The sequence below is a fragment of the Nonomuraea sp. JJY05 genome, assembly GCF_043496855.1.
Lineage (GTDB): Bacteria > Actinomycetota > Actinomycetes > Streptosporangiales > Streptosporangiaceae > Nonomuraea.
Map to the genome: position 1 here is coordinate 273131 of NZ_JBIEIS010000005.1, position 24230 is coordinate 297360.

The 24230-nt window shown below is 73.3% G+C and carries 23 protein-coding genes; 14 read left to right on the plus strand and 9 right to left on the minus strand.

All coding sequences use genetic code 11. The features are described from left to right. Nucleotide 1 precedes the first annotated feature (1 nt). The 7 genes from ACFKCF_RS09075 to ACFKCF_RS09105 are packed head-to-tail and all read left to right on the plus strand — an operon-like array spanning nt 2 to nt 6204. Nucleotides 2-970 (plus strand): ABC transporter permease, encoded by a 969-nt coding sequence (locus ACFKCF_RS09075; protein WP_394492507.1) that lies wholly within the window; start codon nt 2-4, stop codon nt 968-970. Next, complete coding sequence (locus ACFKCF_RS09080) at nt 967-1785, plus strand: ABC transporter permease (RefSeq protein WP_394492508.1); 819 nt, start codon at nt 967-969, stop codon at nt 1783-1785. Before ACFKCF_RS09075 ends, ACFKCF_RS09080 begins: the two co-directional genes overlap by 4 nt. Then, nucleotides 1782-2771, plus strand: a complete 990-nt coding sequence (locus tag ACFKCF_RS09085; protein WP_394492509.1) for an ABC transporter ATP-binding protein — start codon at nt 1782-1784, stop codon at nt 2769-2771. Before ACFKCF_RS09080 ends, ACFKCF_RS09085 begins: the two co-directional genes overlap by 4 nt. Nucleotides 2772-2800: 29 nt before the next feature. Then, nucleotides 2801-3556 carry an ABC transporter ATP-binding protein gene (locus ACFKCF_RS09090; RefSeq protein WP_394492510.1) on the plus strand — a complete coding sequence of 252 codons (756 nt, stop codon included), beginning with the start codon at nt 2801-2803 and terminating at the stop codon, nt 3554-3556. Continuing rightward, nucleotides 3553-4539 (plus strand): P1 family peptidase, encoded by a 987-nt coding sequence (locus tag ACFKCF_RS09095; protein ID WP_394492511.1) that lies wholly within the window; start codon nt 3553-3555, stop codon nt 4537-4539. The genes ACFKCF_RS09090 and ACFKCF_RS09095 overlap by 4 nt, the downstream gene beginning before the upstream one ends. Nucleotides 4540-4543: 4 nt before the next feature. Then, nucleotides 4544-5140: an FMN-binding negative transcriptional regulator gene (locus ACFKCF_RS09100; RefSeq protein ID WP_394492512.1), complete on the plus strand. Its 597-nt coding sequence runs from the start codon at nt 4544-4546 to the stop codon at nt 5138-5140. Beyond that, complete coding sequence (locus ACFKCF_RS09105; protein ID WP_394492513.1) at nt 5137-6204, plus strand: C45 family autoproteolytic acyltransferase/hydolase; 1068 nt, start codon at nt 5137-5139, stop codon at nt 6202-6204. Before ACFKCF_RS09100 ends, ACFKCF_RS09105 begins: the two co-directional genes overlap by 4 nt. Here the strand turns inward: ACFKCF_RS09105 and ACFKCF_RS09110 are convergent, their stop codons facing one another. Next, on the minus strand, nt 6205-7368 hold the full coding sequence (locus tag ACFKCF_RS09110; RefSeq protein WP_394492514.1) for an acyl-CoA dehydrogenase family protein: 1164 nt from the start codon (nt 7366-7368) through the stop codon (nt 6205-6207). It lies immediately after the preceding gene. 67 nt (nt 7369-7435) lie between these two features. Here ACFKCF_RS09110 and ACFKCF_RS09115 point away from each other — a divergent pair, with 67 nt between their 5' ends. The 3 genes from ACFKCF_RS09115 to ACFKCF_RS09125 are packed head-to-tail and all read left to right on the plus strand — an operon-like array spanning nt 7436 to nt 10700. Then, complete coding sequence (locus ACFKCF_RS09115) at nt 7436-8869, plus strand: aldehyde dehydrogenase family protein (protein ID WP_394492515.1); 1434 nt, start codon at nt 7436-7438, stop codon at nt 8867-8869. After that, the gene (locus ACFKCF_RS09120; RefSeq protein WP_394492516.1) at nt 8866-10035 is read left to right on the plus strand and encodes a CaiB/BaiF CoA transferase family protein; all 1170 of its coding nucleotides are present in this window, start codon (nt 8866-8868) and stop codon (nt 10033-10035) included. The genes ACFKCF_RS09115 and ACFKCF_RS09120 overlap by 4 nt, the downstream gene beginning before the upstream one ends. After that, on the plus strand, nt 10032-10700 hold the full coding sequence (locus ACFKCF_RS09125) for a GntR family transcriptional regulator (RefSeq protein WP_394492517.1): 669 nt from the start codon (nt 10032-10034) through the stop codon (nt 10698-10700). The genes ACFKCF_RS09120 and ACFKCF_RS09125 overlap by 4 nt, the downstream gene beginning before the upstream one ends. Nucleotides 10701-10762: 62 nt before the next feature. Here ACFKCF_RS09125 and ACFKCF_RS09130 read toward each other — a convergent pair whose 3' ends face one another. The 6 genes from ACFKCF_RS09130 to ACFKCF_RS09155 form a co-directional block, all read right to left on the minus strand. Beyond that, nucleotides 10763-12091 carry a hypothetical protein gene (locus ACFKCF_RS09130; RefSeq protein WP_394492518.1) on the minus strand — a complete coding sequence of 443 codons (1329 nt, stop codon included), beginning with the start codon at nt 12089-12091 and terminating at the stop codon, nt 10763-10765. Between the two features lie 52 nt (nt 12092-12143). Further along, entirely contained in the window at nt 12144-13679 is a 1536-nt protein-coding gene (locus ACFKCF_RS09135; RefSeq protein ID WP_394492519.1) for a carboxylesterase/lipase family protein, read from the minus strand. Between the two features lie 67 nt (nt 13680-13746). Next, nucleotides 13747-14544: an alpha/beta hydrolase gene (locus ACFKCF_RS09140; RefSeq protein ID WP_394492520.1), complete on the minus strand. Its 798-nt coding sequence runs from the start codon at nt 14542-14544 to the stop codon at nt 13747-13749. Between the two features lie 115 nt (nt 14545-14659). Further along, the gene (locus ACFKCF_RS09145) at nt 14660-15871 is read right to left on the minus strand and encodes an amidohydrolase family protein (protein ID WP_394492521.1); all 1212 of its coding nucleotides are present in this window, start codon (nt 15869-15871) and stop codon (nt 14660-14662) included. After that, on the minus strand, nt 15868-16296 hold the full coding sequence (locus ACFKCF_RS09150) for a GAF domain-containing protein (protein ID WP_394492522.1): 429 nt from the start codon (nt 16294-16296) through the stop codon (nt 15868-15870). Before ACFKCF_RS09150 ends, ACFKCF_RS09145 begins: the two co-directional genes overlap by 4 nt. After that, complete coding sequence (locus ACFKCF_RS09155) at nt 16293-17666, minus strand: MFS transporter (RefSeq protein WP_394492523.1); 1374 nt, start codon at nt 17664-17666, stop codon at nt 16293-16295. The genes ACFKCF_RS09150 and ACFKCF_RS09155 overlap by 4 nt, the downstream gene beginning before the upstream one ends. Before the next feature lie 155 nt (nt 17667-17821). Here ACFKCF_RS09155 and ACFKCF_RS09160 point away from each other — a divergent pair, with 155 nt between their 5' ends. The 4 genes from ACFKCF_RS09160 to ACFKCF_RS09175 all read left to right on the plus strand — a co-directional run bounded on the left by ACFKCF_RS09160 (nt 17822) and on the right by ACFKCF_RS09175 (nt 23042). Further along, on the plus strand, nt 17822-18721 hold the full coding sequence (locus ACFKCF_RS09160; RefSeq protein ID WP_394492524.1) for a MurR/RpiR family transcriptional regulator: 900 nt from the start codon (nt 17822-17824) through the stop codon (nt 18719-18721). 81 nt (nt 18722-18802) lie between these two features. Beyond that, nucleotides 18803-20605: an ABC transporter ATP-binding protein gene (locus tag ACFKCF_RS09165; protein ID WP_394492525.1), complete on the plus strand. Its 1803-nt coding sequence runs from the start codon at nt 18803-18805 to the stop codon at nt 20603-20605. Next, nucleotides 20602-22320, plus strand: coding sequence for an ABC transporter ATP-binding protein (locus ACFKCF_RS09170; protein ID WP_394492526.1), 1719 nt, complete (start codon nt 20602-20604; stop codon nt 22318-22320). The genes ACFKCF_RS09165 and ACFKCF_RS09170 overlap by 4 nt, the downstream gene beginning before the upstream one ends. 47 nt (nt 22321-22367) lie before the next feature. Continuing rightward, nucleotides 22368-23042: a TetR/AcrR family transcriptional regulator gene (locus ACFKCF_RS09175; protein WP_394492527.1), complete on the plus strand. Its 675-nt coding sequence runs from the start codon at nt 22368-22370 to the stop codon at nt 23040-23042. Between the two features lie 3 nt (nt 23043-23045). Here ACFKCF_RS09175 and ACFKCF_RS09180 read toward each other — a convergent pair whose 3' ends face one another. Continuing rightward, complete coding sequence (locus tag ACFKCF_RS09180) at nt 23046-23585, minus strand: hypothetical protein (protein WP_394492528.1); 540 nt, start codon at nt 23583-23585, stop codon at nt 23046-23048. Nucleotides 23586-23659: 74 nt separating this feature from the next. Beyond that, nucleotides 23660-24220 (minus strand): hypothetical protein, encoded by a 561-nt coding sequence (locus ACFKCF_RS09185; protein WP_394492529.1) that lies wholly within the window; start codon nt 24218-24220, stop codon nt 23660-23662. Nucleotides 24221-24230 lie beyond the last annotated feature (10 nt).

Genomic DNA, 24230 nt, shown 5'->3' on the forward strand with positions numbered 1-24230 from the left:
CATGCGCCTGCTGATGTGGTGGTCCGGCCGGGCGCTCAGTTCGGCCGCCACGCTCCTGGGCGTCTCCGTGCTGATCTTCACGGCCGTGCGCCTGATGCCCGGCGGTTTCGCGGAGACCGTGCTGGGCCCGTTCGCCACGGCCGAGCAGAAGGCGGAGCTGGCCGCCCGCTACGGGCTCGACCAGCCGGTGTTCATGCAGTACGGGCACTGGCTGGCCGCCGTCGCGGGCGGCGACTTCGGCGTCTCGATGATCAGCCGCCAGCCGGTCGGCACGGAGCTCCTGGCCCGGCTGCCGGTGACCGGCGAGCTGACCGTGCTGGCCGTGGTCGCCGGGGCGCTGGCGGGGGTGCCGCTGGGCGTGCTCACCGCCGTGCGCGCCCGGCCGGGTGGTGGCGGCGCGGCGGGGCGGCTGCTCAGCGGGCTCGGCGTCAGCGTGCCGGAGTTCGTGCTGGGCAGCCTGGTCGTGTTCGTGTTCTCCCGGTACGCGCTCGGCCTGGAGGTCGGCACGTGGGTGCCGTTCACCCAGGACCCGGCCGCGAACCTGGCCACGATGGTGCTGCCGGCCGCCGTCCTGTCGGTGTTCGCCATCTCCGTCACCGCCAGGACCACCCGGGACGCCGTGCTCGGCGTGCTGGTCGAGCCGTACGTCACGGCCGCCGTCGGGCGCGGCGAGTCGCCGTGGTTCATCGTCCGGCACCACATCCTGCGCAACGCCGCCACCCCGGTGGTGACGCTGCTCGGCACCATCACCGCGTACCTGCTGGGCGGGGCGCTGATCGTAGAGCACGTGTTCAACCTGCCGGGCGTCGGCTCCTACATCGTGCAGGCCGTCGGCCGCCGCGACTACGCGGTCGTGCAGGCGGGCGTGCTGCTGGCGGCGGCGGTGTTCATCGTGATGAACGTACTGATCGACTTGCTCGTCGGAGTCCTGGACCCGAGGCTGGGCGTGCTGGCGGGGAGGCGTTCATGAGGAAGCTGGACCGGCTGTCCATCGGCGGGCTCATCTGCCTGGCGGTCCTGGTGGCGTTCGCGCTGGGCTCGCTGGTCGGGGCCGCGGGAGACCCGGACGCGATCGTGGGCCCGCGCCTGCAGCCGCCGGGGCCAGGCTGGTGGCTGGGCACCGACAACCTGGGCCGCTCGGTGCTGCCGCGCGTCATGGAGGGCGTGGGCACGACGCTGCTGCTGTCGTCCGTCGCCGTGCTGGTGACGGCGGCGCTGAGCGCGACGTTCGGCATCATCGCCGGCTACCGCGGCGGCTACCTGAACGAGCTGGTGATGCGCCTGGTGGAGGTGCTCTACTCCTTCCCTGCCATCGTGCTCGCGATCCTGGTCGCCGCGGTGCTCGGCCCCGGGCAGACGGCGGCGCTGGCCAGCATCGTGCTGGTGACGATCCCGCTGATGACCCGGCTGGTGCGGGCCGCCGCCGTGGCCGTGTCGCAGCGCGACTACGTCACCTCGGCCGTCATCAGCGGGGCCGGGCTGCCACGCGTGCTCGGGCGGCACGTGCTGCCCAACGTGGCGGGCACGATCGCGGTGCAGGGCACGTACGCGCTGTCGGTCGGGATCGCGGTCGAGGGCGGGCTGAGCTTCCTCGGGTTCGGCGTCCAGCCGCCGCAGGCCTCGCTCGGCGTGCTGATCCAGCAGGGCGGCACCTACATGATCGCCGCGCCCTGGCTGATCCTCGGCCCCGGGGTCGTGCTCGTGGCGGCGATCCTGGCGATCAACGTGGTGGGCGACGGGCTGCGCGACCGGCTCGAACCCCGGGAGACGAGGTCTTTGACATGAGCCTGCTCACGGTGCGGAACCTGGTGATCGACTACGCCGCGACCAGGGCGCTGGACGGCGCGGACCTGGAGGTGGCGCAGGGGGAGACCGTCGGGCTGGTCGGCGAGAGCGGGTCCGGCAAGTCCACGCTCGGCTCCGCCGTCGGCCGGCTGCTGCCCAGGGCGGCCCGGCGGAGCGAGGGCGAGGTCGTGGTGGCCGGGGAGGCGGTGTTCGACCTGCCCGCCGACCGGCTGCGCCACCTGCGCAGGAAGCATCTCGGGTTCGTCTTCCAGGACCCGATCGCCTCGCTCGACCCGACCATGCGCGTCGGCGACCAGCTCCGCCTGGTGCTCGGGCGCGGCGCCGACGTGGGCTTCCACCTGGGGCGGGTCAAGCTCGACGACCCCCGCGTCATGCGCGCGTACCCGCACCAGCTCTCCGGCGGCATGGCGCAGCGGGTGGCCATCGCGATGGCCATGGCCACCGAGCCCGAGCTGCTCGTCGCGGACGAGCCGACCGCCGCGCTGGACAGCCAGGTGCGCGAGGAGGTGCTGAACGTGGTCTTCTCCCTGGCCGCCGCGGCCGGGACGAGCATCCTGTGGCTCAGCCACGACCTGCCCGCCGTCGCCCGCAGGTGCGACCGGGTCGCGGTCATGTACGGCGGCCGGGTCGTCGAGAGCGGGCCCGCCCGCGAGGTGCTGGGCAATCCCGCCCACCCCTACACGGCGGCGCTGGCCGGCTCGGCGCCCGCCGCCGCGGCCCACGGCGTCCGCCTGGAGCCCGTGCCCGGCCGCCCGCCGGTCCTCACCGGCCCGTCGCCGGGCTGCGCCTTCGCACCGCGCTGCCCGCTCGCGGAGGAGCGCTGCGAGCACGAACGCCCGGCCCCGGTCCGGGTCCGCGAGCAGGACGTGCTCTGCCACCGGGCCCCGCGAGGGAGCGCCGTCGCCTGGACTGAGGAGCGCAGGGAGCGGAACGACCGGAGCGACGAGGGAAGGCGACGGATTTGAGCGACCGAGCCGCCGAACGGAGTGAGGCCATGAGCAGGGGTGGCGGCGTGATACTCGAACTCGATGACGTCACCGTCACCTTCGCCGCGGGACCGCCGCTGCGGCGCATCCACCTGGACGCCATGCGGCACGTTTCCCTGTCCGTCGCGGAGGGGGAGACGCTCGGCCTGGTCGGCGAGTCCGGCTCGGGCAAGACGACCACCAGCCGGGTCGCGCTCGGCCTGCAGCGGCCCTCGTCCGGCACGGTCAGGTTCGACGGCCGGCCCTTCCCCAAGCGGCGGCGCGCGCTGGCGGGCCGGATGCAGGCCGTGCTGCAGCACCCCCACTGGTCGCTCAACCCGCGCATGCGCGTCGGCCAGAGCGTGGCCGAGCCGCTGGCCGTGCTCGGCCGCCCGGCCGGCGACGCGGTCACCGAGATGCTGGAGCACGTGGGGCTGGAGGCGTCGTTCGCCTCGCGCTATCCCCATGAGCTGTCCGGCGGCCAGCGGCAGCGCGTCTCCATCGCCCGCGCGCTGGTCACCCGGCCCAGGTTCATCGTCTTCGACGAGGCCGTCAGCGCGCTCGACGTCTCGGTGCAGGTGCAGATCCTCAACCTCATCAAGGACCTGCAGGCCGAGTACGGCTTCAGCGCCCTGTTCATCTCCCACGACCTCGGTGCGGTCCGCTACGTCGCCGACCGGATCGCGGTCATGCGCAAGGGCGAGATCGTCGAGACCGCCGACACCGCCACGTTCTACTCGGCCCCCGCTCACGAGTATTCGAAACAGCTTTTGGAGGCATTGTGACGAACGAGCCCCGGCTCGCCACGCCGTCCGCTTTCGCGTCCGGCGTGCCGCGCAACGCGGACCTGCCACTGACCCCGCAGGCCAGCCCCGGGCGCGGGTCCGTCGCGTTCGACCTGCCCGGCGTGCTCGTCGGCACGGCCGAGTACGCGGAGGGCCCCACCGGGTGCACCGTGATCCACGTACCGGCGGGCGCGCGCACGGCCGTGGACGCGCGCGGCGGCGCGGTCGGCATGAGCGGCGGCTACGACTACAACCACGCCATCTGCTTCGCCGGTGGCTCGGTGTACGGCCTGGCCGCCGCCGCGGGCGTGAGCGACGAGCTGCTGGCCCGCAGGGACAACCGGACCCGCTGGGACGACCTGCAGCTCGTGTCCGGCGCGGTGATCTACGACTTCTCGGCCAGGGACACCGCCGTCTACCCGGACGGCGAGCTGGGCCGGGCCGCGCTCCGCAACGCCGTCGAAGGCGAGTTCCCGGTGGGCCGGTGCGGCGCGGGCCGCACGGCGAGCGCCGGCAAGGTGGACTTCGGCCGGGCCGAGTTCGCCGGCCAGGGCGCCGCGTTCGGCACGTTCGGCGAGGCCAAGGTGCTGGTGGCGACCGTGGTCAACGCCGTCGGCGCGGTCGTCGACCGGCAGGGAGGGATCGTGCGCGGCAACTACCACGCCGAGGACGGCGCCCGCCGCCACCCCGGCGACGACTATGCCGCGATGGTCGGCGACCCGGCCCCGGCCGTCATGGGCAACACCACGCTGACCGTCATGGTGACGAACGTGAAGCTGAGCGACATCGAGCTGCTCCAGGTGGGCCGCCAGGTGCACAGCTCCATGCACCGCGGCATCCAGCCGTTCCACACGATGAACGACGGCGACGTGCTGTTCGCGATGACCACGGACGAGGTGGACCTGGTGAGCGTCAAGCCCACCGGCCTCGGGACGCTCGCGTCGGAGCTCGCCTGGGACGCCGTCCTGAGCGCGGTGGAGTAGCCCCGTGCACGTCTTCCCCCGTTACGCCGCCAAGGACCCGGCCCAGGCGGTCGAGCTGGTCAGGCGCAACCCGTTCGCCCTGGTCGTCAGCACGGTGGACGGCGTGCCGGTCGCCACGCACGTCCCCGTCATCCTCGAGGGCGGCGCCCTCGAAGGCGGCGCCCTGCTCGGCCACATGGCCCGCGCCAACCCCCACTGGCGCTCCTTCGAGTCCTCGCCCGAGGTGCTCGTGGTCTTCTCCAGCGCCCACGGGTACGTCTCGCCCACCGTGTACGCGACCGACCCGGCCGTCCCGACCTGGGACTACGCGGCCGTGCACGTGACGGGACGGGTCGAACTGCTCGACGACCCGCTCGACGTGGTGGAGCGCACCGTCACGGCCCTGGAGTCGCTCCGAACGCCCTCCTGGGAGCCGACCCCGGCGTCCAGGGAGAGGTTCGCCGCGCTCTTGCCTGGGGTAGTGGCTTTTCGGGTGCATGTGCATACCGAGAAGAGCATGTTCAAGCTGAGCCAGGACATCGACGCCGAGCGGTACGCGCGCGTCCGCGCCTCGTTCGCGGCCGAGAACCCCAGGCTCGCCGACCTGATGGATGGTTCATGACTTTCCCCACCTTCATGTCCACGCAGATTGACCCCCGAGCCCGCGGCAAAGAACTCGGCACGCACCGCAGCAAGGCGATCCGTGCCAACCTCGCCGGTTACTCCGACCTGTTCCACGTCGCGGGCGCCACCGCGACGCAGGTCCGCACGTGGGGCGAGCTGGCCCTGGAGCGGACCGCCGACTGGGCGCCGCACCTGGCGGAGGAGATCGCGGGGATCGCGGGCGGCGCCGGCCTGGAGCCCTGGCAGGTCGCCGTCGTCAACGCGCGCACGGAGATCCTGGCCGCGATCGACGCGACCGGTGAGGGGGAGTGCTCCACCTCCGTCGTGCTGCCCGGGGAGGGGGAGGCGCCGCGCACGGTGCAGACCTGGGACTGGCACGACCACCTGCGCGACGCGCCCATGCTCTGGGAGCTGGAGCCGCGCCCGGGTCACGTCGTGCGCACGTTCACCGAGGCCGGGGCGCTGGCCAAGATCGGGGTGAACACGGCCGGGCTCGGCATCCACTTCAACATCCTGCGCCACGACTCCGACACGGCCGACCTCGGCGTGCCCGTCCACCTGATCGCCCGCCGGATCCTGGACGAGGCCACCACGGTCGAGGAGGCCGCCGACATCGCGCGCTCGGCCACCGTCTCCGCCTCGACCGTCATCACGGCCGTGACCTCGTCGGACGCGGGCTCGATCGAGATCTCCCCGGCCGGCGTCGCGGTCATACCGCCGGAGCCCGACGGCGTGCTGCAGCACTGCAACCACTTCCTCGACCCCGCCCTGGCCAAGGACGAGCGGCATTCCACCGACCGGCCCAGCACGTACGCCAGGTTCCAGCACCTGCGGGCCAACACCGAGGGTCTGAGCAGCGACGACCACACCAAGCGGGCGCTGGCCATGCTCAGCCACGGCCCCGACGACGCGCCCGTCTGCGCCCACCCGGACCAGACGATGCCGATCAACCAGCGGTGGGAGACCGTCGCGACGATCGCGCTGGACCTCGTCGCCGCGCGGCTGCGGGTGCACCAGGGCGGGCCGTGCCAGGTCACCGAGGCGACCTGGCAGATGTTGTGATCAGTGGAACGCGGCGATCCCGGTGAGCGCCTTGCCCAGGACCAGGGAGTGGATCTCGGACGTGCCCTCGTAGGTCAGCACCGACTCGAGGTTCACGGCGTGCCTGATCACCGGGTATTCGAGGGTGATGCCGCTCGCTCCGAGCAGCGTGCGGCACTTCCTGGCGATCTCCAGGGCCTCGCGCACGTTGTTCAGCTTGCCGGCGCTCACCTGCTCGGGGGTGATCGTCCCGGCCTCCTTCAGCCGGCCCAGATGCACGGCGAGCAGCAGGCCCTTGCCCAGCTCCAGCGCCATGTCGGCGAGCTTCTCCTGGGTGAGCTGGAACGAGGCCAGCGGCTTGGCGAACACCTCGCGGTCGCCCGCGTACGCGATGGCCGTCTCCAGGCAGTCGAGCGCCGCCCCCATCGCCCCGAACACGATCCCGAACCGCGCCTCGTTCAGGCAGCCGAGCGGCCCCGACAGGCCCCTCGCGCCGGGCAGCATGGCCGCGTCCGGCAGGCGCACCCCGTCGAGCACCAGCTCGCTCGTCACGCTCGCGCGCAGCGAGATCTTGTGCTTGACGTCGTTCACGGTGAAGCCCGGGGTGCCCGCCGGGACCAGGAAGCCCCTGACGCCCTCGTCCGTACGCGCCCACACCACCGCCACGTCCGAGACCGAGCCGTTGGTGATCCACATCTTGGTGCCGTTCAGCACCCAGTCGCCGCCCTCGCGCTTGGCCGTGGTCCGCATGCCGGCCGGGTCGGAGCCGAAGTCGGGCTCGGTCAGGCCGAAGCAGCCGATGCGCTCGCCGGCCGCCATCGCGGGCAGCCACTCCTGCTTCTGCTCCTCGCTGCCGTACTTCCAGATGGCGTACATCGCGAGGGAGCCCTGCACCGAGACCAGGCTGCGCAGCCCGGAGTCGGCCGCCTCCAGCTCCAGGCAGGCCAGCCCGTACGAGACCGCGCCCATGCCCGCGCAGCCGTACCCCTCGAGGTGCATGCCGAGCACGCCGAGCGAGCCGAGCGTGCGGGCCAGCTCGCGGGCCGGCAGCTCCCCGGTCTCGAACCACTCCGCGACGTGCGGGCGGATCTCCCGGTCGCAGACGCGCCTGACCGTGGTCCTGATCTCGCGCTCCTCCTCGGTGAGCAGCGTGTCGAAGGCGAAGAGCGCGGTCGGGGTGATCATCGGATGGCCTCCATATTTTGGATCCAATATTGAAAATCCAATATGGCACAGTTAGGGTTCGGTGACCATGGACGTTCTCAATCTCATCGGCGGGCGCTGGGTTGAAGGCGACGGCGAGGAGTTCGCCGACACCAACCCGGCCCGGCCCAGCGAAGTGGTCGCGCGGGGGCGCTTCGCCTCCGCCGCCGAAGTGGAGCGGGCCGTCGCCGCGGCCCGCGCGGCGGCGCCCGGGTGGGCCGCGACGCCCCACCACGCCCGCGCGGCGGTGCTCGTGGCCGCCGCCGACCTCGTGGACGCCTCGGCCGACGAGTGGGGCGCCGAGCTGGCCCGCGAGGAGGGCAAGACGCTGCCCGAGGCGGTCGCCGAGGTGCGGGGCTCGGCCCGGATCCTGCGCTACTACGCGGGCGAGGCCGACCGCGAGAGCGGCGAGATCTTCGCCTCCCCGCGGCCCGGCGAGAACGTCCTCGTGGTCCGCAAGCCGATCGGCGTGGCCGGACTGATCACGCCGTTCAACTTCCCGATCGTCATCCCCGCCTGGAAGATCGCCCCCGCCCTCAGCTACGGCAACACCGTCGTGTGGAAGCCGTCGTCGCTGGTGCCGCTGCTGGCCTACCGGCTGGCGCAGGCGCTGACGGCGGCGGGACTGCCGGACGGCGTGCTCAACCTCGTGTACGGCGAGGCCGAGGCCGGCTCGGCCATCGTGGACCACCCCGGCGTGGACGCGATCTCGTTCACCGGCTCCACCGCGGTCGGGCGGGCCGTGATCGCGCGCTGCGGCGAGCTGGGCAAGCCGGTGCAGACGGAGATGGGCGGCAAGAACGCCTCCGTCGTGCTCGCCGACGCCGACCTCGACCACGCGGCCGAGCAGGTGTGCCTCGGCGCGTTCCGCTCCACGGGCCAGAAGTGCACGGCCACCTCGCGGCTCATCGTGGCCTCCCCGGTCGCGGACGAGCTGCTGGAGCGGGTGGCCGAACGGGCCGCGCGCCTCGTGGTCGGCGACCCCCTGTCGCCGGGCGTCGAGGTGGGCCCCCTGATCAGCTCGGCCGCCCGGGACCGGGTGACGTCCGGGGTGGCGCGGGCCGTGGACGAGGGGGCCAAGCCGCTGGCGGGCTCCGCGCCGTACGACGGCGAGGGCTGGTTCGTGCCGCCGACCGTGCTCGACCTGCCGGGGACCGGGGTGGACTTCTGGCGTACCGAGCTGTTCGGGCCCGTGGTGGGCGTGGTGCGGGCGTCGGGGACCGAGGAGGCGCTGGGGCTGGCCAACCTCAGCGAGCACGGCCTGTCGGCGGCCATCTTCACCCGGGACCTGGGCGTGGCGCTGCAGGCGGTCGAGCGGCTGGACGTCGGCGTGCTGCACATCAATTCCGAGTCGGCCGGGACCTTCCCGTACGTGCCGTTCGGCGGGGTCAAGCAGAGCGGGTTCGGGCCCAAGGAGCAGGGGCGGGCGGCCCGCGAGTTCTTCACCCACACGATGACCGTCTACCTCGGGGCGCCCGCGTGAGTGAGCAGTGGTCCAGCCACGCGGCCGACGAAACAGGGCGCCTGACCGGTGCGTTGTCGGGGCTCTTGGTGGCGGACTTCAGCCGGGTGCTGGCGGGGCCGTACGCCACGATGCTGCTGGCCGACCTGGGCGCGGAGGTGGTCAAGGTGGAGCGGCCCGGTGCCGGGGACGACACCCGCGCCTGGGGGCCGCCGTACGCGCCCGGCGGCGAGGCCACGTACTTCCTCGGCGTCAACCGCAACAAGCGCTCGATCGCGCTCGACCTGCGGGCCGACGTCGAGGTCGCGCGGGCCCTGGCCGCCCGGGCGGACGTGCTGGTCGAGAACTTCCGGCCCGGCACGATGGACCGGCTCGGGCTCGGCTACCCCTCGCTGCGCGAGCTCAACCCCGGGCTGGTGTACTGCTCGATCACCGGGTTCGGCTCGGGGCCCGGGTCCGGGCTGCCCGGCTACGACCTGATCGCGCAGGCGGTGGGCGGGCTGATGAGCGTCACGGGCGAGCCCGGCGGGCACGGGACGAAGGCCGGCGTGGCGCTGGTGGACGTGATCACCGGCCTGCACGCCGGGCTGGGCATCCTGGCCGCGCTCCGCCACCGCGACCACACCGGCGAGGGGCAGCACATCGAGGTCTCGCTGCTGTCGTCCCTCCTGTCGGCGCTCACCAACCACGCCTCCGCCTACGCCGCCGCCGGAGTGGTGCCCCAGGCGATGGGCAACCGGCATCCCAGCATCGTCCCGTACGAGGTCTTCGAGGCCGCCGACCGCCCGATCGTGATCGCGGCCGGCAACGACCGCCAGTTCCAGGCCCTCTGCGGGGCGCTGAACCGCCAGGACCTCGCCGAGGACGCCCGTTACGCCACGAACGCGGACCGGGTCGCCGGCAGGGACGGCCTCGTCAGGGAGCTCAACGCGGCGCTGGCCGCCCGCACGGCCGACGAGTGGTTCGAGGCGCTCACCGCCGCCGGGGTGCCCTGCGGCCCGATCAACGACCTGGCCGCCGCCTTCGCCCTGGCCGACGAGCTCGGCCTGGAGCCCTCCGTACCGGTCGACGGGGTCGGCCAGGTCGCCAACCCCCTGCGGCTCAGCGCCACCCCGCCCTCCTACCGCCGCCCGCCGCCCCGGCTGGGGGAGGACGACGCGTGGGTTCGTGAGATATTGGGGCGGTGAGTTCGGACGAGGCACGACGCAGGCCGCCGACGGCCCAGCAGTTCGTGCTGGGCGAGCTCCGCCTTGCCATCACCACCGGCCGCCTGCGCCCCGGCACGCCCATCCGGCAGGACGCGCTCGCCGAGGAGCTGCAGGTCAGCCGCGTCCCCCTGCGCGAGGCGCTCAAGACGCTCGAAGGCGAGGGCCTGGTCACCTACAAGGCGCACAAGGGCTACTGCGTCGCCATGCTCTCGCTCGACGACCTGCGCGAGGTCTACCGCATCCGCGAGCTGCTGGAGGAGGAGGCCGTGCGCCGGGCCGTCGAGCGGCTCACCGACGCCGACCTCGCCCGGCTGGAGTCGGCCCAGGAGGAGGTCGAGCGGGCTGCCGCGGCGGGCGACGTGCTGGCCATGGCGACGGCCAACCGGCTGTTCCACATGACGCTGTTCGACTGCGCGGGCATGCCGCGGCTGGTCCGGCTGATCAGGACCCTGTGGGACACCACGGACGCCTACCGGTCGATGTACTACGGCGAGGCGGGCAATCGGGAACGGGTCGTCAAGGAGCACCGCGCCACCCTCGACGCCCTGCGCCGCCACGCCGCCGACGAGGCGGTGACGACTCTCGACGTCCACCGCGCCCACGCGGTCGCCGAGCTGGAGTCCCTCCTCGCCCACCCGTCCTGAGCCAACCGGCGCGCGGGCTCCATCGGCGAGGGCCGGAAGGGCAGCGCGCAGGCGTGAGCCGGTCATGGGGGGCAGTTGTCGCGACAGCCGCCGAAGCGCGCCATGTCCGGCTTCGTGAACGCCGTCCCCGGGTGGCCGGCCAGCGCCTCCTTCATCGAGGACTTCCAGATCGGGCCGGGGACCGATGCGCCCTCCACGTGCCGGTAGCGGCGGCCGCCGATGGTGATGTCCGACAGCTTGTGCATGACCGCCCCGCGCGGGTCGCCGAGCGCGACGGCGGAGGCCAGGTCAGGGGTGTAGCCGGCGTACCAGGCGGTGGAGAACCCGTCAGTGGTGCCCTCCATGCCCGCCGCGTCCCGCCCGAGCCCCTTGAGCGGGCCCTTGGCCAGCGCCTCCGCCAGCACGCCGGTCACCGCGTCGGCGACCGCGGGCTCCAGCGCCTCCTGGCACCGCGCGGGGAAGGAACGTACGACGCCCGAGTCGCCGCGCACCTCCGTGACCAGCCGCGGCTCGCACTGCGTGCCGCGCGCCGCGAGGGTGGCGTACGAGCCGGCGACCGCGACCGGGTCCACCTCGTTGATCCCCAACGGGAACGTCTCGAATTCCTGGAACGGCAGGTCGTCGGCCCGCTCGAGCCCGAGGCGCTTGGCCACCTGCACGCTTTCGCAGAGGCCGACCTTCTCCAGCAGCTTCATGAAGAACGTGTTCTCGGCGGTCCGGGTGCCCGAGCGCAGGGTCGTGAACGCGCCGTGGTCGCGCTGCCTGTTGAGGATCGAGAACGACGGCTCGGCCTTGTTCTGACCTTTGCAGTCCTTGACCGCCTCGTAGTTCGCCGCCCGATACTGGCTGAGGTATGGGAAGCCGTCGTCGTAGCGCATGCCGCTCTCCAGCGCGGCTGTCAGCGTGTAGACCATCGCCGTGGTGCCCTGCTGGAAGCCGAACCGGTCGGCCGGCGGCTTGGTGCCGGGCCCGAGCGCGCGGCCGGCGGCCAGGGCCCTGATCTCGCCGGTGCCCGGCACGATCATGGCCTGGGCGGCGACCGGCGCGTCCTCGCGGCGCACGTACCGGTCGATGCCCTGCTGGGCGGCGCGCTGCATGCGCTGGTCGATCGCCGTCGCGATGGTCAGGCCGCTGCGGCGGAGCAGGTCCTCGCCGAGTTCCTCCTTCGCCCGCATGCAGACGTACGGGTAGCGGCCGGCCGCGCAGTCACCGGCGAGCTCCTCCAGGACCGCGCCCTGGGCGTCCACCAGCACGTTGGGACGCGCGACCACGGGGGAGACCGCCAGGCGATCGCGCGCAGGCGCGGTGTCGCCGCCGCGCAGTAACAGGAAGCCGCCGGCCAGCAGCGCCACCGCCCCCACGGAGGCCACGACGACACGCAGCGGTTTCATGGCTCACCTCGGGAACTCGCGGATCTTCAGGGACAACCCGCATTATGTGCCCTCAGGACTGCAAAGAGCCCCAGAAGGCGCAATTGCTGGCGCCGGCAGTGTCGGTCGGGTGGATGCCACCGCGTCCCGGCGCCAGGCTGAGCACGTCGCCGGGGCCGCTGAAGAGCGGCCAGCGCGGGGCCCAGGGGGCGTTCGGGCGGCCGTCGCGGGCGAACGACGTCCAGTAGCCGATCATGGCGTCCGACAGCCGCCGCTGCTCGGCGTTGAGCCGGCCGAGCAGGCCGGGGAACAGGTAGACCAGCTCCGTCGCGTGCTCGGCGCCCTCCTCGTAGCCGGGCACGTCCATGAGCGGCGGCGCGGTGCGGTCGGCGAACTGGTAGGCGTAGACCTCGACCCCGGCCCGGGACAGCAGGCCGAACGCGTCCTGGTGGGCGCAGGTGGCGAGCGGGCCGGTGCCGTGGGTCAGCATGGTGGCCAGCCCGATCCGCGGGTCGGGGTGGCCGGTGGCGGGATAGTGGGCCAGGACCTGGTCGGCGTTGCCCGCGTACGTGTCGCGCACATACTTCTCGTACTGCGCCTGCGTGATCGGCTGCGGGAAGATCAGGCCGGTGTACAGGCGCATCTCGTCGAGCGTGTTGCCGTGCATGACGGGCACGCGGTTGATCCGCCCGCTCTCCAGCGCCGCGCGTGGCTGCAGCGGCAGCACGTGGTCGCCGCCCGCGACCGGATACGGGGTGTGCCCCCGGAACGCCTCCAGCAGCGTCTTGACCGGCAGCGCCCGCAGGCAGGCGGCGGCCCCGGCCGCGCAGCCCACGGCCTCGGCGAACCTGGCCCCCTCGGCCTCCGCCTGCTCCTCGGTGCGCGTGGGGGAGGAGCAGCTGAAGCTCTGCACGATCGCCCTGTCGAACAGCCCGGCGGCGGTGGGCGAGGCCAGGCCGGCGCAGATGTCGGCGGCTCCGGCGGACTCGCCGAACAGCGTCACGTTGCGGGGATCGCCGCCGAACGCCGCGATGTTGCGCCGCACCCAGCGCAGCGCCGCCTGCTGGTCGAGCAGCCCGTAGTTGCCGCTCTGGTAGCGCTCGCCCGTCTCGAGCGCGGGGTGCGCCAGCCAGCCGAGCGCGCCGAGCCGGTAGTTGACGCTCACGACCACGACGCCGCCCCGGGTCGCCAGCCTGGTCAGGTCGTAGAAGGCGGGGTTGCCGCTCGCGTTGCCGCCGCCGTGCAGCCACACCATGACCGGCCGGTCGCGGCCCCCGCGCGGGGCGGTGACGTTGAGGTAGAGGCAGTCCTCGCCGTACGACGTCCGGCCGCCGTAGACCTCGGCGAGCTGCGCGCACTGGCTGCCGAACGCCGTCGCGTCGCGGACGTCCGTCCACGGCCTGGCCGGCTGCGGCGGCCGCCACCGGAGCGGGCCCGTGGGCGGCTCGGCGTACGGGATGCCGCGGAAGACCCGGTGGTCCTTGCGCAGCTCGCCTCTGACCACGCCCTTGTCGGTGCGCACCGTCGCGGACGGGGCCGACTCCGCGGCGGCGGGAGTGGCGAACACGACCAGGGAGAGCGCTGCCACTGCGGCGTGAACGAGTCTCACTGGGCCCCCTGCTGTTACCGTGCGTGAGCTATCAGCTCCTGACCGTACACGGGGAGGGGGTGTGGGACTACTGATTTATTCGTCCGGCCAGGTCGGTCACGGCGCCCACGACGTCGTCACCGGCCAGCATGGCCAGGTCGTTGTGGCCCGCCCCGGCGACCTCGACGGTCGTGGCCCGCTCTCCCGCCGCCTCGGCGACCGCCCTGCTGAGGCGTGGGGGCACGATCGTGTCGCGGGTGCCGTACACGACGACGACCGGCGCCCGCACCCGCCGGATGCCCTCCGCGACCGGGAAGCGGTCCCGCAGCAGCGGTCTGACCGGCAGGAACGGATAGTTGACCTGGCCTGCGGCGGCCAGGTCGGTGAACGGGGAACGCAGCACCAGGCCGTCGGGCGGGCGCTCCAGGGCGAGCCGGGTGACCACGGCCGCGCCCAGGCTCTCGCCGAAGTAGATGACGCGGGTGTCGCCGAGGTGCTCGCGGGCGGCCAGGGCGTCCTGGTGCAGTCCCTCCTCGGTCGGGGTGCCGGGGTTGCCGCCGTAACCGCGGTAGTCCATGAGGAGCACCGCGAGCCCGCGGTCCGACAGCGCGCGGGCCAAGGGGGCGCGGTCGCGCCGGTTTCCCGCGTTCCCGCCCGCGATCAGGACGGTCACGCCGCGGGTGCCGGGGACGTACCAGGCCGCCAGCCGGAGCCCGTCGGCGGTCGTGAACGTGACGTCCCGCGCGCCCGGGACGACCTCGGCGGCGGGCGGCACGGGCGAGCTGTCGGGCAGGTAGATCAGCCGCCGCTGGAACACCCACAGCAGGGCGAGCAGCAGGAGCAGCACCGCGACCGCCACGAGGGCGGCGCGCGTCAGCGTCGTCACCCTGCCACTATGCAACGCCACAGCGCCCGCGTGCCGCCCGGCCGCCCGCCCCGCCGCACGCGGGCGGGCGGCCGCCCGCGATGCCGCCGTCCCGTCAAAGGACCTCAGCGGCTGCTCAGCCGGAGACGACGCGGCCCGCCTGGACGACGTGGCGAAGGCGGGCGGGCTCGGCGAGGACGCCGATGTCGGCCAGCGGATCGCCGTCGAGCACGAGCAGGTCCGCGTGCGCCCCCACGGCCAGCGTGCCGACCTCGCCCGCCATCCCGACCAGCTCCGCCGCCCCGCTCGTCGCGGCCCGCAGCACGTCGATCGGCTGCTGCACCTCCCGGCGCAGCCGGAACTCGTGGTTCTGGTGCCGGTGCATGCCGCCCAGCAGGTCGGTCCCGTACGCCAGCCGCACCCCGCCGCGCGCGGCCCGCTCCAGCGCTGCCAGCCCGGCCTCGAGCACCTCGTCCACCTTGCGCCAGCTCCGCTCGGGCAGCCCGAACGTGAGCCCCTCCTCCTTGAGCGCCCAGTACGTCACCAGCGTCGGCACCAGGAACGCGTCGTGCCGCAGGAACAGCTCCACGCTCGTGTCGTCGATCAGGTTCCCGTGCTCGATCGAGCGCACCCCGGCTTCCAGAGCCCGGTTGACGGCCCGCGCGGTGTAGGCGTGCGCGGCGACGTAGCGGTTGGCCGCCTCGGCCTCCTCGACGGCCGCGCGCAGCTCGTCCATGGAGTACTGGGTCGAGTCGATGCGGTCGGTCGGCGAGGCCACGCCGCCGGAGGCCATGACCTTGATGTGGTGCGCGCCCTTGCGCAGCTCGTCACGGGCGGCGACGCGGACGGCGTCGACCCCGTCGGCCACGCGGCCGACGCCGGCGCAGCACGGGTGGTCGTCGTGCTGGTGCTCACCCCGGCCGCGGAAGTCGGCGTGGCCGCCGGTCTGGCTCAGCCCCTTGCCGCAGAACAGCAGCCGCGGCCCCCGGATCAGCCCCTCCGCCTGCGCCTCGGCCAGCCCGTAGTCGGCGCCGGACGCGTCGCGCACCGTGGTGAAGCCCCGGTCGAGCATCCCGCCCATGATCCGCGCGCTGTGCGCGGCGACGTAGGCGGGGGACATGGAGCCGAGCGTGCCGAGATTGGCGGTGGAGGCGGTGACGTGCACGTGCGCGTCGATGAGTCCCGGCACCACGTGCGCGCCGGCCAGGTCGATCACGCGCGTGCCGTCCGGCGCGCTCAGCCGGGGGCCCGTCTCGGCGATCCGGCCGTCCGCGCAGCGCAGGTCGCCCTCGGCGTACTCGCCGCTCGTCACGTCCAGGATCAGAGCATTACGCAGCAGGAGACTCACGCGGCACCTCCGCGAAGCGCCGGGACGGCGAGCGGCGCGAGCGAGCGCGCCACGGCCACCGACTCCTCGTCATAGCTTCCCTCGGCGTCGAGGATGTTCAGCACGCCGAGCACCTCCCCTTCGTCGACCACGGGGACGTTGATGATCGTCCCGCAGCCCAGGCTCTCGATCAGCTCGTGGTCGGCGAAGATCTCCCGCACCGCGGCCCGGTCCTTGCCGAAGTACGGCTCCCGGCCCTCGATGCACCGCGCCAGCCAGCCCTGGGCGACCTCCACGGTCTTCTCCCCGCCCACCGGATACTGCTCGGGATGGCTGGTGTGGACGCGGCGCAGCGCCCGCCGTTCCGGCACCCAGGCCAGGACCGTGAACAGCCGCACTCCCACCTCCTGCCGCACTGTCTCCTCAAGCTCGCTCAATCCGGTCATTTGCTCGCCTCCTTGGCGGGTTCCGTCAGCTCCTCGAGTGATCTCCCGGCCGTGGCCAGGCCGAACACGACCACGCACACCACCCCGACCACCAGCACCGCCGTCGTCAGGCCGAACACCCCGCCGAAGCCGAGGCTCGCCGCCGACAGCCCGATGATCGTCGGGGCCAGGATGCTCCCGACCCGCCCGAACGCGCTCGACAGGCCGGTCCCGGTGGCGCGGATCCAGGTGGGGAAGACCTCGGGCGTGTAGGAGTAGACGCCCGCGTACGTGCCGTTCAGGAAGAACGACAGCACGGCGCCCGCGAGCGTGATCGTGGCGGGCGTGTCCATCTGCGACAGCCAGAACGCGCTGACCGCCGAGCCGGACAGGTAGATCGCGATGGTGTTCTTGCGGTCGAGCCGCTCCGACAGCCAGGCCGCGGAGAAGTAGCCGGGGACCTGCGCCAGGTAGATGATGATCGAGAACTCGAAGCTCTTGGTCACCGTGATGCCGCGCTGCACGAGCAGGGTGGGGATCCACGAGAAGAACCCGTAGTACGAGAACGTGATCACGAACCAGATCAGCCACGTCACGGCCGTCCGCCTGGCCATGGCCGGGCTCCACAGGAACCGGAGCGCGCTGAGCAGGTTGACCTTGGCGGTGCCGGTCACAGGCTGGGCGGCAGTGTCGGGCACCGGCGGGAGCGGCTGACCGGTGGCCCGCTCGACGCGGCGTTCGAGGTCGGCGACCACCGCCTCGGCCTCGTCCACGCGGCCGTTCTGCAGCAGGAAACGCGGCGACTCGGGCAGCGAGCGGCGCCACCACAGCAGCATCACGATCGGCAGCGCGGTGATCACCTGAGCGATCCGCCAGCCGTCGTCCATCGTCGGCACCACGAAGCGCCCGATCAGCGCCGCCATCACGAACCCGAACGAGAAGAACCCGGCCAGCGCGCCGATGAACCACCCGCGCCGCTTCGCCGGCACGAACTCCGACAGGAACGGCGCGATGATCGCGCTTTCCGCGCCCGCGCCGGCGCCGGCCAGCACCCGGGAGGCCAGGAAGATCTCGTAGTTCGGGGCGAACGCGGCGACCACGGAGAAGACGGCGTAGAAGGCGAGCGCGTACATCATGACCTTCTTGCGCCCGATGCGGTCGCCGAGCAGGCCCGCGACGGTCGCACCGAACAGGAACCCGAACGGGGTCGCGGACCCGATGAGGCCGAGCTGGCCGTTGGACAGGCCCCAGGCGTCCTGGGCGCTGGGGAGCAGGAACGCCACGACGGCCGAGTCCATGCCGTCGAAGGTGTAGCCGAGGCCGCCGATGAGGAGGAGCAGGTAGTGGGGGCGGCTCAGCGGGAGCCGGTCCAGACGGGCCAACAAGGTCATAGAACACACCTTTCCCGAGGTCATGGCCCTTCAGGTCGAATGCGAAGCAACATATAGTGCGAAATAACGGAAATGCAATGGTCTTTGCAGATTGGCGGCGTCCTGCCGTGGGATGGGACCGTTGCGGGCGTACTTCCGCGTTGAGAGAGGGACACGTGACAGAGCACGCCACGGACAGCTTCGAAGACTGGTTGCGCGCCCGGGTGCCCTCACGCGGGCTGCGCGGCAAGGCGGCCGCGGTGCTGGAGATCCTGCTCTCGCAGCCGCGGCGGGCGTCGTTCGGCTCCGCGGGAGAGCTGGCGCAGGTCGCGGGGGTGAACGTGGCGACCGTGACGCGCACGGCGCAGGCGCTCGGGTTCGCGGGCTGGCCGGCGCTCCAGCAGGAGCTGCGGGCGCGCTACCTGTCCTCGCTGAGCGCCGGCCAGGTGGCCGCCGAGCACCGCGGCACCGGCTCGCCCAGCTCCCGCTCGCTGCGGCGCGACCTGGACAGCCTCGCGCTGCTGAACCGGCGGGTGGACGAGGGCGTCCTGCTCACGATCGCCGAGGCCGTCGCCGCGGCGCGCCGTACCGTGATCGTCGCCGACGGCAGCTACGCGGCCGTCGGGCTGGCCCTCGCCCACAACGCCCGCCTGGCGGGCTATCCCGTCACGGCCGTGACCAACGGCGACGCGGAGCTGGCCAACGCGGTGGCGGCCATCGGCGCCGGGGACGTGCTGGTGGCGATCAGCTTCTGGCGGCTGTACCAGAGCACGGTCCTGGCCGCCAACGTGGCCCGCTCGCGCGGGGCCCGGGTGTTCGCCCTGACGGACGCGGCCAGCCCCGCGCTGGCCGAGGCGGCGGAGGAGGTGGTCATGGTGCCGGCGGAGGGTGAGGCGTTCTTCCCGTCGCTGACGGCCGGCATGGCGGTCGCCCAGGCCCTGGTCACCCAGCTCGCCGCCGTGGACCCGGCCCGCACCGGGGCCTCGATCGAGGCGGCGGAGGCCATGTGGACGCGGTTCGGCCTGCTGCACCGCCGCCCCGCCACCCCTGCACCCCCCTCTCCGGCCACCCCTTAGTTAAGCAAGCCTTGCCTATTCGAGAATGCCTGTAACAAAATCGATCCAGGCGGAAAACCCTCGAAGGGCGGAGGCTCACACATGACGATCACCGCCGAACCGGCGGCCCCCGTGGCGTCCCCGCCCGAGGACAGCGGGCCCGTCCCCGACCGCGCCGCGTTACTGGCGCTGCTCGCCCCCATCCGGCCGAGGCTGGTCGCCGCCGCCGCGCTCCAGGTGGTGTACGCCGTCTCGGCGCTCGTGCCGTTCGTGTGCGTGGCCGAGCTGGCCCGGGTGCTGTTGGGCCCGGTCCCCGAGGCCGGCCGGGTCTGGCCGATCGCCGGGATCGCGGTGGCCGGGCTGCTGGTCAGGTTCACGTCGTTCGGCCTGGCCGGGGCGATCACCCACTTCGCGGACGCCGACCTGCAGCTCCACCTGCGCCGCCGGATGGCCGCGCACCTGTCGCGGGTGCCGCTGGGCTGGTTCGGCGAGCGCAACTCGGGCCAGGTCAAGAAGGTCCTGCAGGACGACGTGCGCGAGATGCACCACCTCGTCGCGCATGCCCTGCTCGACCTGCTCGCGGCCGTGGTGACCCCGCTGGCCGCGCTCGCCTACCTGCTGTACGTCGACTGGCGGCTCACCCTCGTCGTGCTCATCCCGGTGCCGCTGTTCGCCGCCGCGTTCGCGGTCATGATGCGCGGCTACGACGAGCAGATGCGGCGCTGGAGCGAGGCGAACACCAGGATCAGCGCGGCCGTGGTCGAGTTCGTGCAGGGGATCGCGGTGATCAAGACATTCGGGCAGGCCAGACGCTCCTACCGGCGCTTCGCCGAGGCCGCCGACGACTTCGCCGAGTTCTTCGGCGCCTGGGTGCGGCCCATGCTCAGGCTCAGTGGCATCTCCAACGCGCTCATCTCGCCCCCGACCATGCTGCTCGTCGCCACTGCGGGAGGCGTGGTGTTCGCCGCGAACGGCTGGCTGGCGCCGGTGGACGTGCTGCCGTTCGTGCTGGTCGGCGTGGCGCTGACGGCGCCGTTCCTCACCCTGGACATGGGCTCGATGCGGCTGCGGCGCGCGGCCGAGTCGGCCGGGCGGGTGGCCGCGCTGCTGGCGACGCCGCCGCTGCCCGAGCCCGCCGAGCCGACCCGCCCGCAGGGCCACCGGGTGGAGTTCCACGACGTGTCGTTCTCGTACGACGGGAGCACGCCGGTGCTGCGCGAGGTGAACCTCACGCTGGCGCCCGGCACCGTGACCGCGCTGGTCGGGCCGTCGGGCTCGGGCAAGTCCACGCTGGCCAAGCTGCTGCCCCGCTTCTACGACCCCGGCTCGGGCCAGGTGACGGTGGGCGGCGTGGACGTGCGCGACATCGGCTCCACCGAGCTGTACCACCACGTCGGCTTCGTCCTGCAGGACGTGCAACTCCTGCGCGCGTCCGTCGCGGACAACATCGCGCTCGGCCGCCCCGGCGCGGGGCGCGAGGAGGTCGAGCGGATGGCCCGCGCGGCCCAGATCCACGACCGGATCACGGAGCTGCCGCGCGGCTACGACTCGGTGATCGGGGAGGACGCCCACCTGTCGGGCGGCGAGGCGCAGCGCGTGTCGATCGCCCGCGCCCTGCTGGCCGACGCGCCGATCCTGGTGCTGGACGAGGCCACCGCGTTCGCCGACCCGGAGTCGGAGTCGGCCATCCAGGACGCGCTGTCCACGCTGGTGGCCGGGCGCACGCTGCTGGTCATCGCCCACCGGCTGGGCACGATCACCGGCGCCGACCAGATCGCGGTGCTCGACGGCGGCCGGATCGTCGAGCGCGGCACCCATGACGAGCTCCGCGCGGCCGGCGGGCTCTACACCCGGCTGTGGGCGGCCCACGTACGCGACGACGATCGGGATTGGACCCGGGCATGATCGGAGAACTGGGCGCCGTACTCGGCCCCGAGCACGGGGCGCGCCTGCGCCGCAGCCTGCTCGCGATGATCGTCTACGGCGTGCTGCAGGGCGCGTCGTTCGCGATGCTCGTGCCGGTGCTGCGCGCGCTGCTGTCCGGCGAGGCGGCCGGACCGTGGCTGGCGGCCTTCGCCGCCGTGGTCGCGGCCACCGCCGTCGCCTCCTACCAGCAGTCGCAGTACGGCTACGCGGTCGGCCTGGCCGCCCTGCGCACGCTCTACCACCGGATGGGCGACCACGTGGCCGGGCTGCCGGTCGGCTGGTTCAGCGCCGACCGGGTGGGCCGGCTCGGACAGCTCGCGGGCAAGGGCGTCATGGACGTGATGAGCGTTCCCGCCCACCTGCTGCAGGTCGTGGTGACCGCGGTGACCGCGCCGGCGACCGTGCTGGTGTGCATGTTCGTGTTCGACTGGCGGCTGGGGCTGGCGGCCCTGGTCACAGCGCCGTTCCTGTGGCTGGCGTTCCGCTGGACGCAGACCCTGGTGCAGCGCAGCGACACCGCGATGGACGACGCGGGGGCCGAGGGGGCCGACCGCGTGGTGGAGTTCGCCCGGCAGCAGGCGTCCCTGCGCGCGTTCGGGCGCACGGCGGACGGCTACGACCTGCTCGACGGCGCGCTGGTGCGGCAGCGGTCGGCGCTGCGGCGCCTGCTGCGCACCACGCTGCCCGGCCTCGGGACGGTGGCGCTGACCGTGCAGCTCGCCTTCACCGCGATCCTGCTGGTGGGCTGCTCGCTGGCGCTCGGCGGCGCGGTGGACGTGCCGGAGCTGGTCGGGGTGCTGGTGCTGGCCGTGCGCTTCACCGAACCGCTGCTCGCCGCCGCCGACGTGGGCGGCGAGCTGCGCATGGCCCGCGGCGCGCTGCGGCGCATCCGCGACGTCCTGACCACGCCGCCGCTGTCGTCCGGCGGGACGGCACGGGCCGGCGAGCCGTCGATCGAGCTGGACGGGGTGAGCTTCGCCTACGACGAGCGGCCGCTGCTGCGGGACGTGAGCTTCACCGTCGCGCCCCGCACGGTGACCGCGCTGGTCGGGCCCTCCGGTTCGGGCAAGACCACGCTCACCCGTCTCATCGCCCGCTTCTGGGACGCCTCCGCCGGCGCGGTCCGGGTCAGCGGGAACGACGTGCGCGACTACACGCCCGAGGACCTGATGGCCCAGCTGTCGATCGTGTTCCAGGACGTGTACCTGTTCGAGGGCACGCTGGAGGACAACATCCGGCTGGGGCGGCCGGACGCCACGGACGAGGAGGTCCGCGAGGCGGGCCGGCTGGCGCGGGTCGAGGAGATCGCCGAACGGCTGCCCGGCGGCTGGCAGGCGCGGATCGGCGAGGCCGGGGCGACCCTCTCCGGCGGGGAGCGCCAGCGGGTGTCCATCGCCCGCGCGATCCTCAAGGACGCGCCGATCGTGCTGCTGGACGAGGCCACCGCCGCGCTGGACCCGGAGAACGAGTCCGCGCTGATGGACGCGCTGGCCACGCTCGCCCGCGACCGGACGCTGCTGGTGATCGCGCACCGGCTGAGCACGATCGCCGCCGCCGACCAGATCGTCATGCTGGAGGGCGGCGTGATCGCCGAGCGCGGCACCCACCAGGAGCTGCTGGACGCGGGCGGCCGGTACGCTGCGTTCTGGAACGAACGCGCGCGGGCCCGCGGCTGGCGCCTCGTACGCGCTTGACCGGTGGGCGGCCCGGCGCGACGCGATCGACGGCGGTAGGGGGCTCGATGGGCGAGGAGACGACGGCGCGGGAGTGGCGCGTGCGCGGCCGCCCGCGCGGCCGCCCGCCGCGCATCACCAGGCCCGCCATCGCCGACGCCGCGCTGACCGTCGGGTTCGACAACCTGACCCTGGCCACCGTGGCCGACCACCTCAAGGTCGCCCACTCGGCCCTCTACCGCCACGTGGCCGACCGCGAGGAGCTGGTCATAGTGGCGATCAACCGCGCGATCGGCCGGGCGGACTGGCCGGAGCCGACCGGTGAGTGGCGCTCGGACCTGGAGGCGCAGGCCGGGGCGCTGTGGGCGCTGCTGGAGGCGCATCCCGGCCTGATCAAGGAGTTCCTCGGGCTCAAGCGCTTCCCCGACGAGGTGATGCACCGCTTCGGCGCGGCCGTCCAGCGCCTGATCGGCTACGGCTTCACGGTGGAGGACGCGTTCCTCGCCGTCGACACCGTCTTCGACCTGGCGATCGACGTCTTCGGCAGGGGCCAGCAGCTGGACGCGTCCGGCTCCGCCGGCACGGTCAAGGTCCGCGACAGCTCGGCCGACGCCTGGGCCGAGGCGGTCGGCCCCGAAGTGGCGCCCGTCATGCGGCGGGCGCTGTCGGAGCCGGCCTCCGTGTGGTTCGACCGCAAGCTCGGCCTCGTCCTGGACGGCATTGCGGCCGGCCTGGCCCCCTAGAAGTCACAACCAGCTGGCGCGGACGCTGTCGGCCGAGGTGCCGTCCGGCGCCGTGGCCAGCGCGCCGGAGTGGACGCCGTCGAGGAGGCGGCCGACGGCGTCGACGATCTCCGGGGCGCGCTCGCGCAGGCCCGCCACGTCCGCCGCGCTCACCTCGCCGCGGTCCACCCCGACCTCGTCGAGCACGCCCTCCAGGTCGGCCAGCCGCCCGCTCAGCCACTTCAGCGGCTCGCCGGAGAGCTCCTTGTCGAACACCCGCCGCCCCGGCTCCCACCCGTCGATGCCGGGGTGATGGTGGGTGCGGTCGAAGCTGCCGGGCGCGCCGTTGACCGACTCCAGCAGGTCCACCCGCCAGAGGGGGCGCTCGACGGTGATGGGCCGGGCCGAGTAGATCGACCCCTTCAGCTCACCGGGCTCCAGCTTCCGCAGCTCCAGGCGCACGCCCCGCTCGGCGCCCTCCTGTCCCTTGATCGGATCGGGGTCGACGAAGTAGATGTCGCTCACCACCACGCCGATCCGGTCGAAACCGAAGACATAGAGCATGGGGAACCACTTCCTTCACGAAAGCCGGGAGTCGGGGCCCTATGGACGTACCCACTCCAAGCCCGGGCGATCGCTCAGTGGAGCCGGTAGCCGACCTGCCCCGCCGGTTCGGCCGGGCCCCGGCTCAGCAGCAGGGTGCCCAGCCAGATGAGCGCCATGCCGACCGGCGTCAGGGCCGGCTCCAGCAACCCCCCGATCAGTACCGCCACGCCCGCGGCCGTGACGGCCGCGCTCAGCACCGTGACCCGGCGCAGCGCCGCGAGCACGAACGCCAGCGCGACCAGGGCGGCGAAGGCCGCCCCGTAGACGAGCGGCTCCCACGCCGCGACGCGCGGGCTCTCGAACCTGTTGTAGAGGTCGACGGCGAGACCGACGACGTTGGCGGCCGTGCTGAGCAGCGCCACCCCCGAGGCGACGTCCACCGCCGCCCGCCACCCGCCCGTCACGGGCCCGGCCATGCGGCGCAGCCCCAGGAGCATGAGGCCGAACATCAGGAACCCGGCCAGCAGGACCGCGTGCGCGGCCGCCCACCACGGCCCGCCCACGGAGCCGGCGCCCGGGAGGCGCGTGAGGAGACTTCCGGCGAGCAGCGCGGCGGGGGCCGCGGTGAAGGAGATCTGGGTGAGGCGGTTCATGAGGCCCACG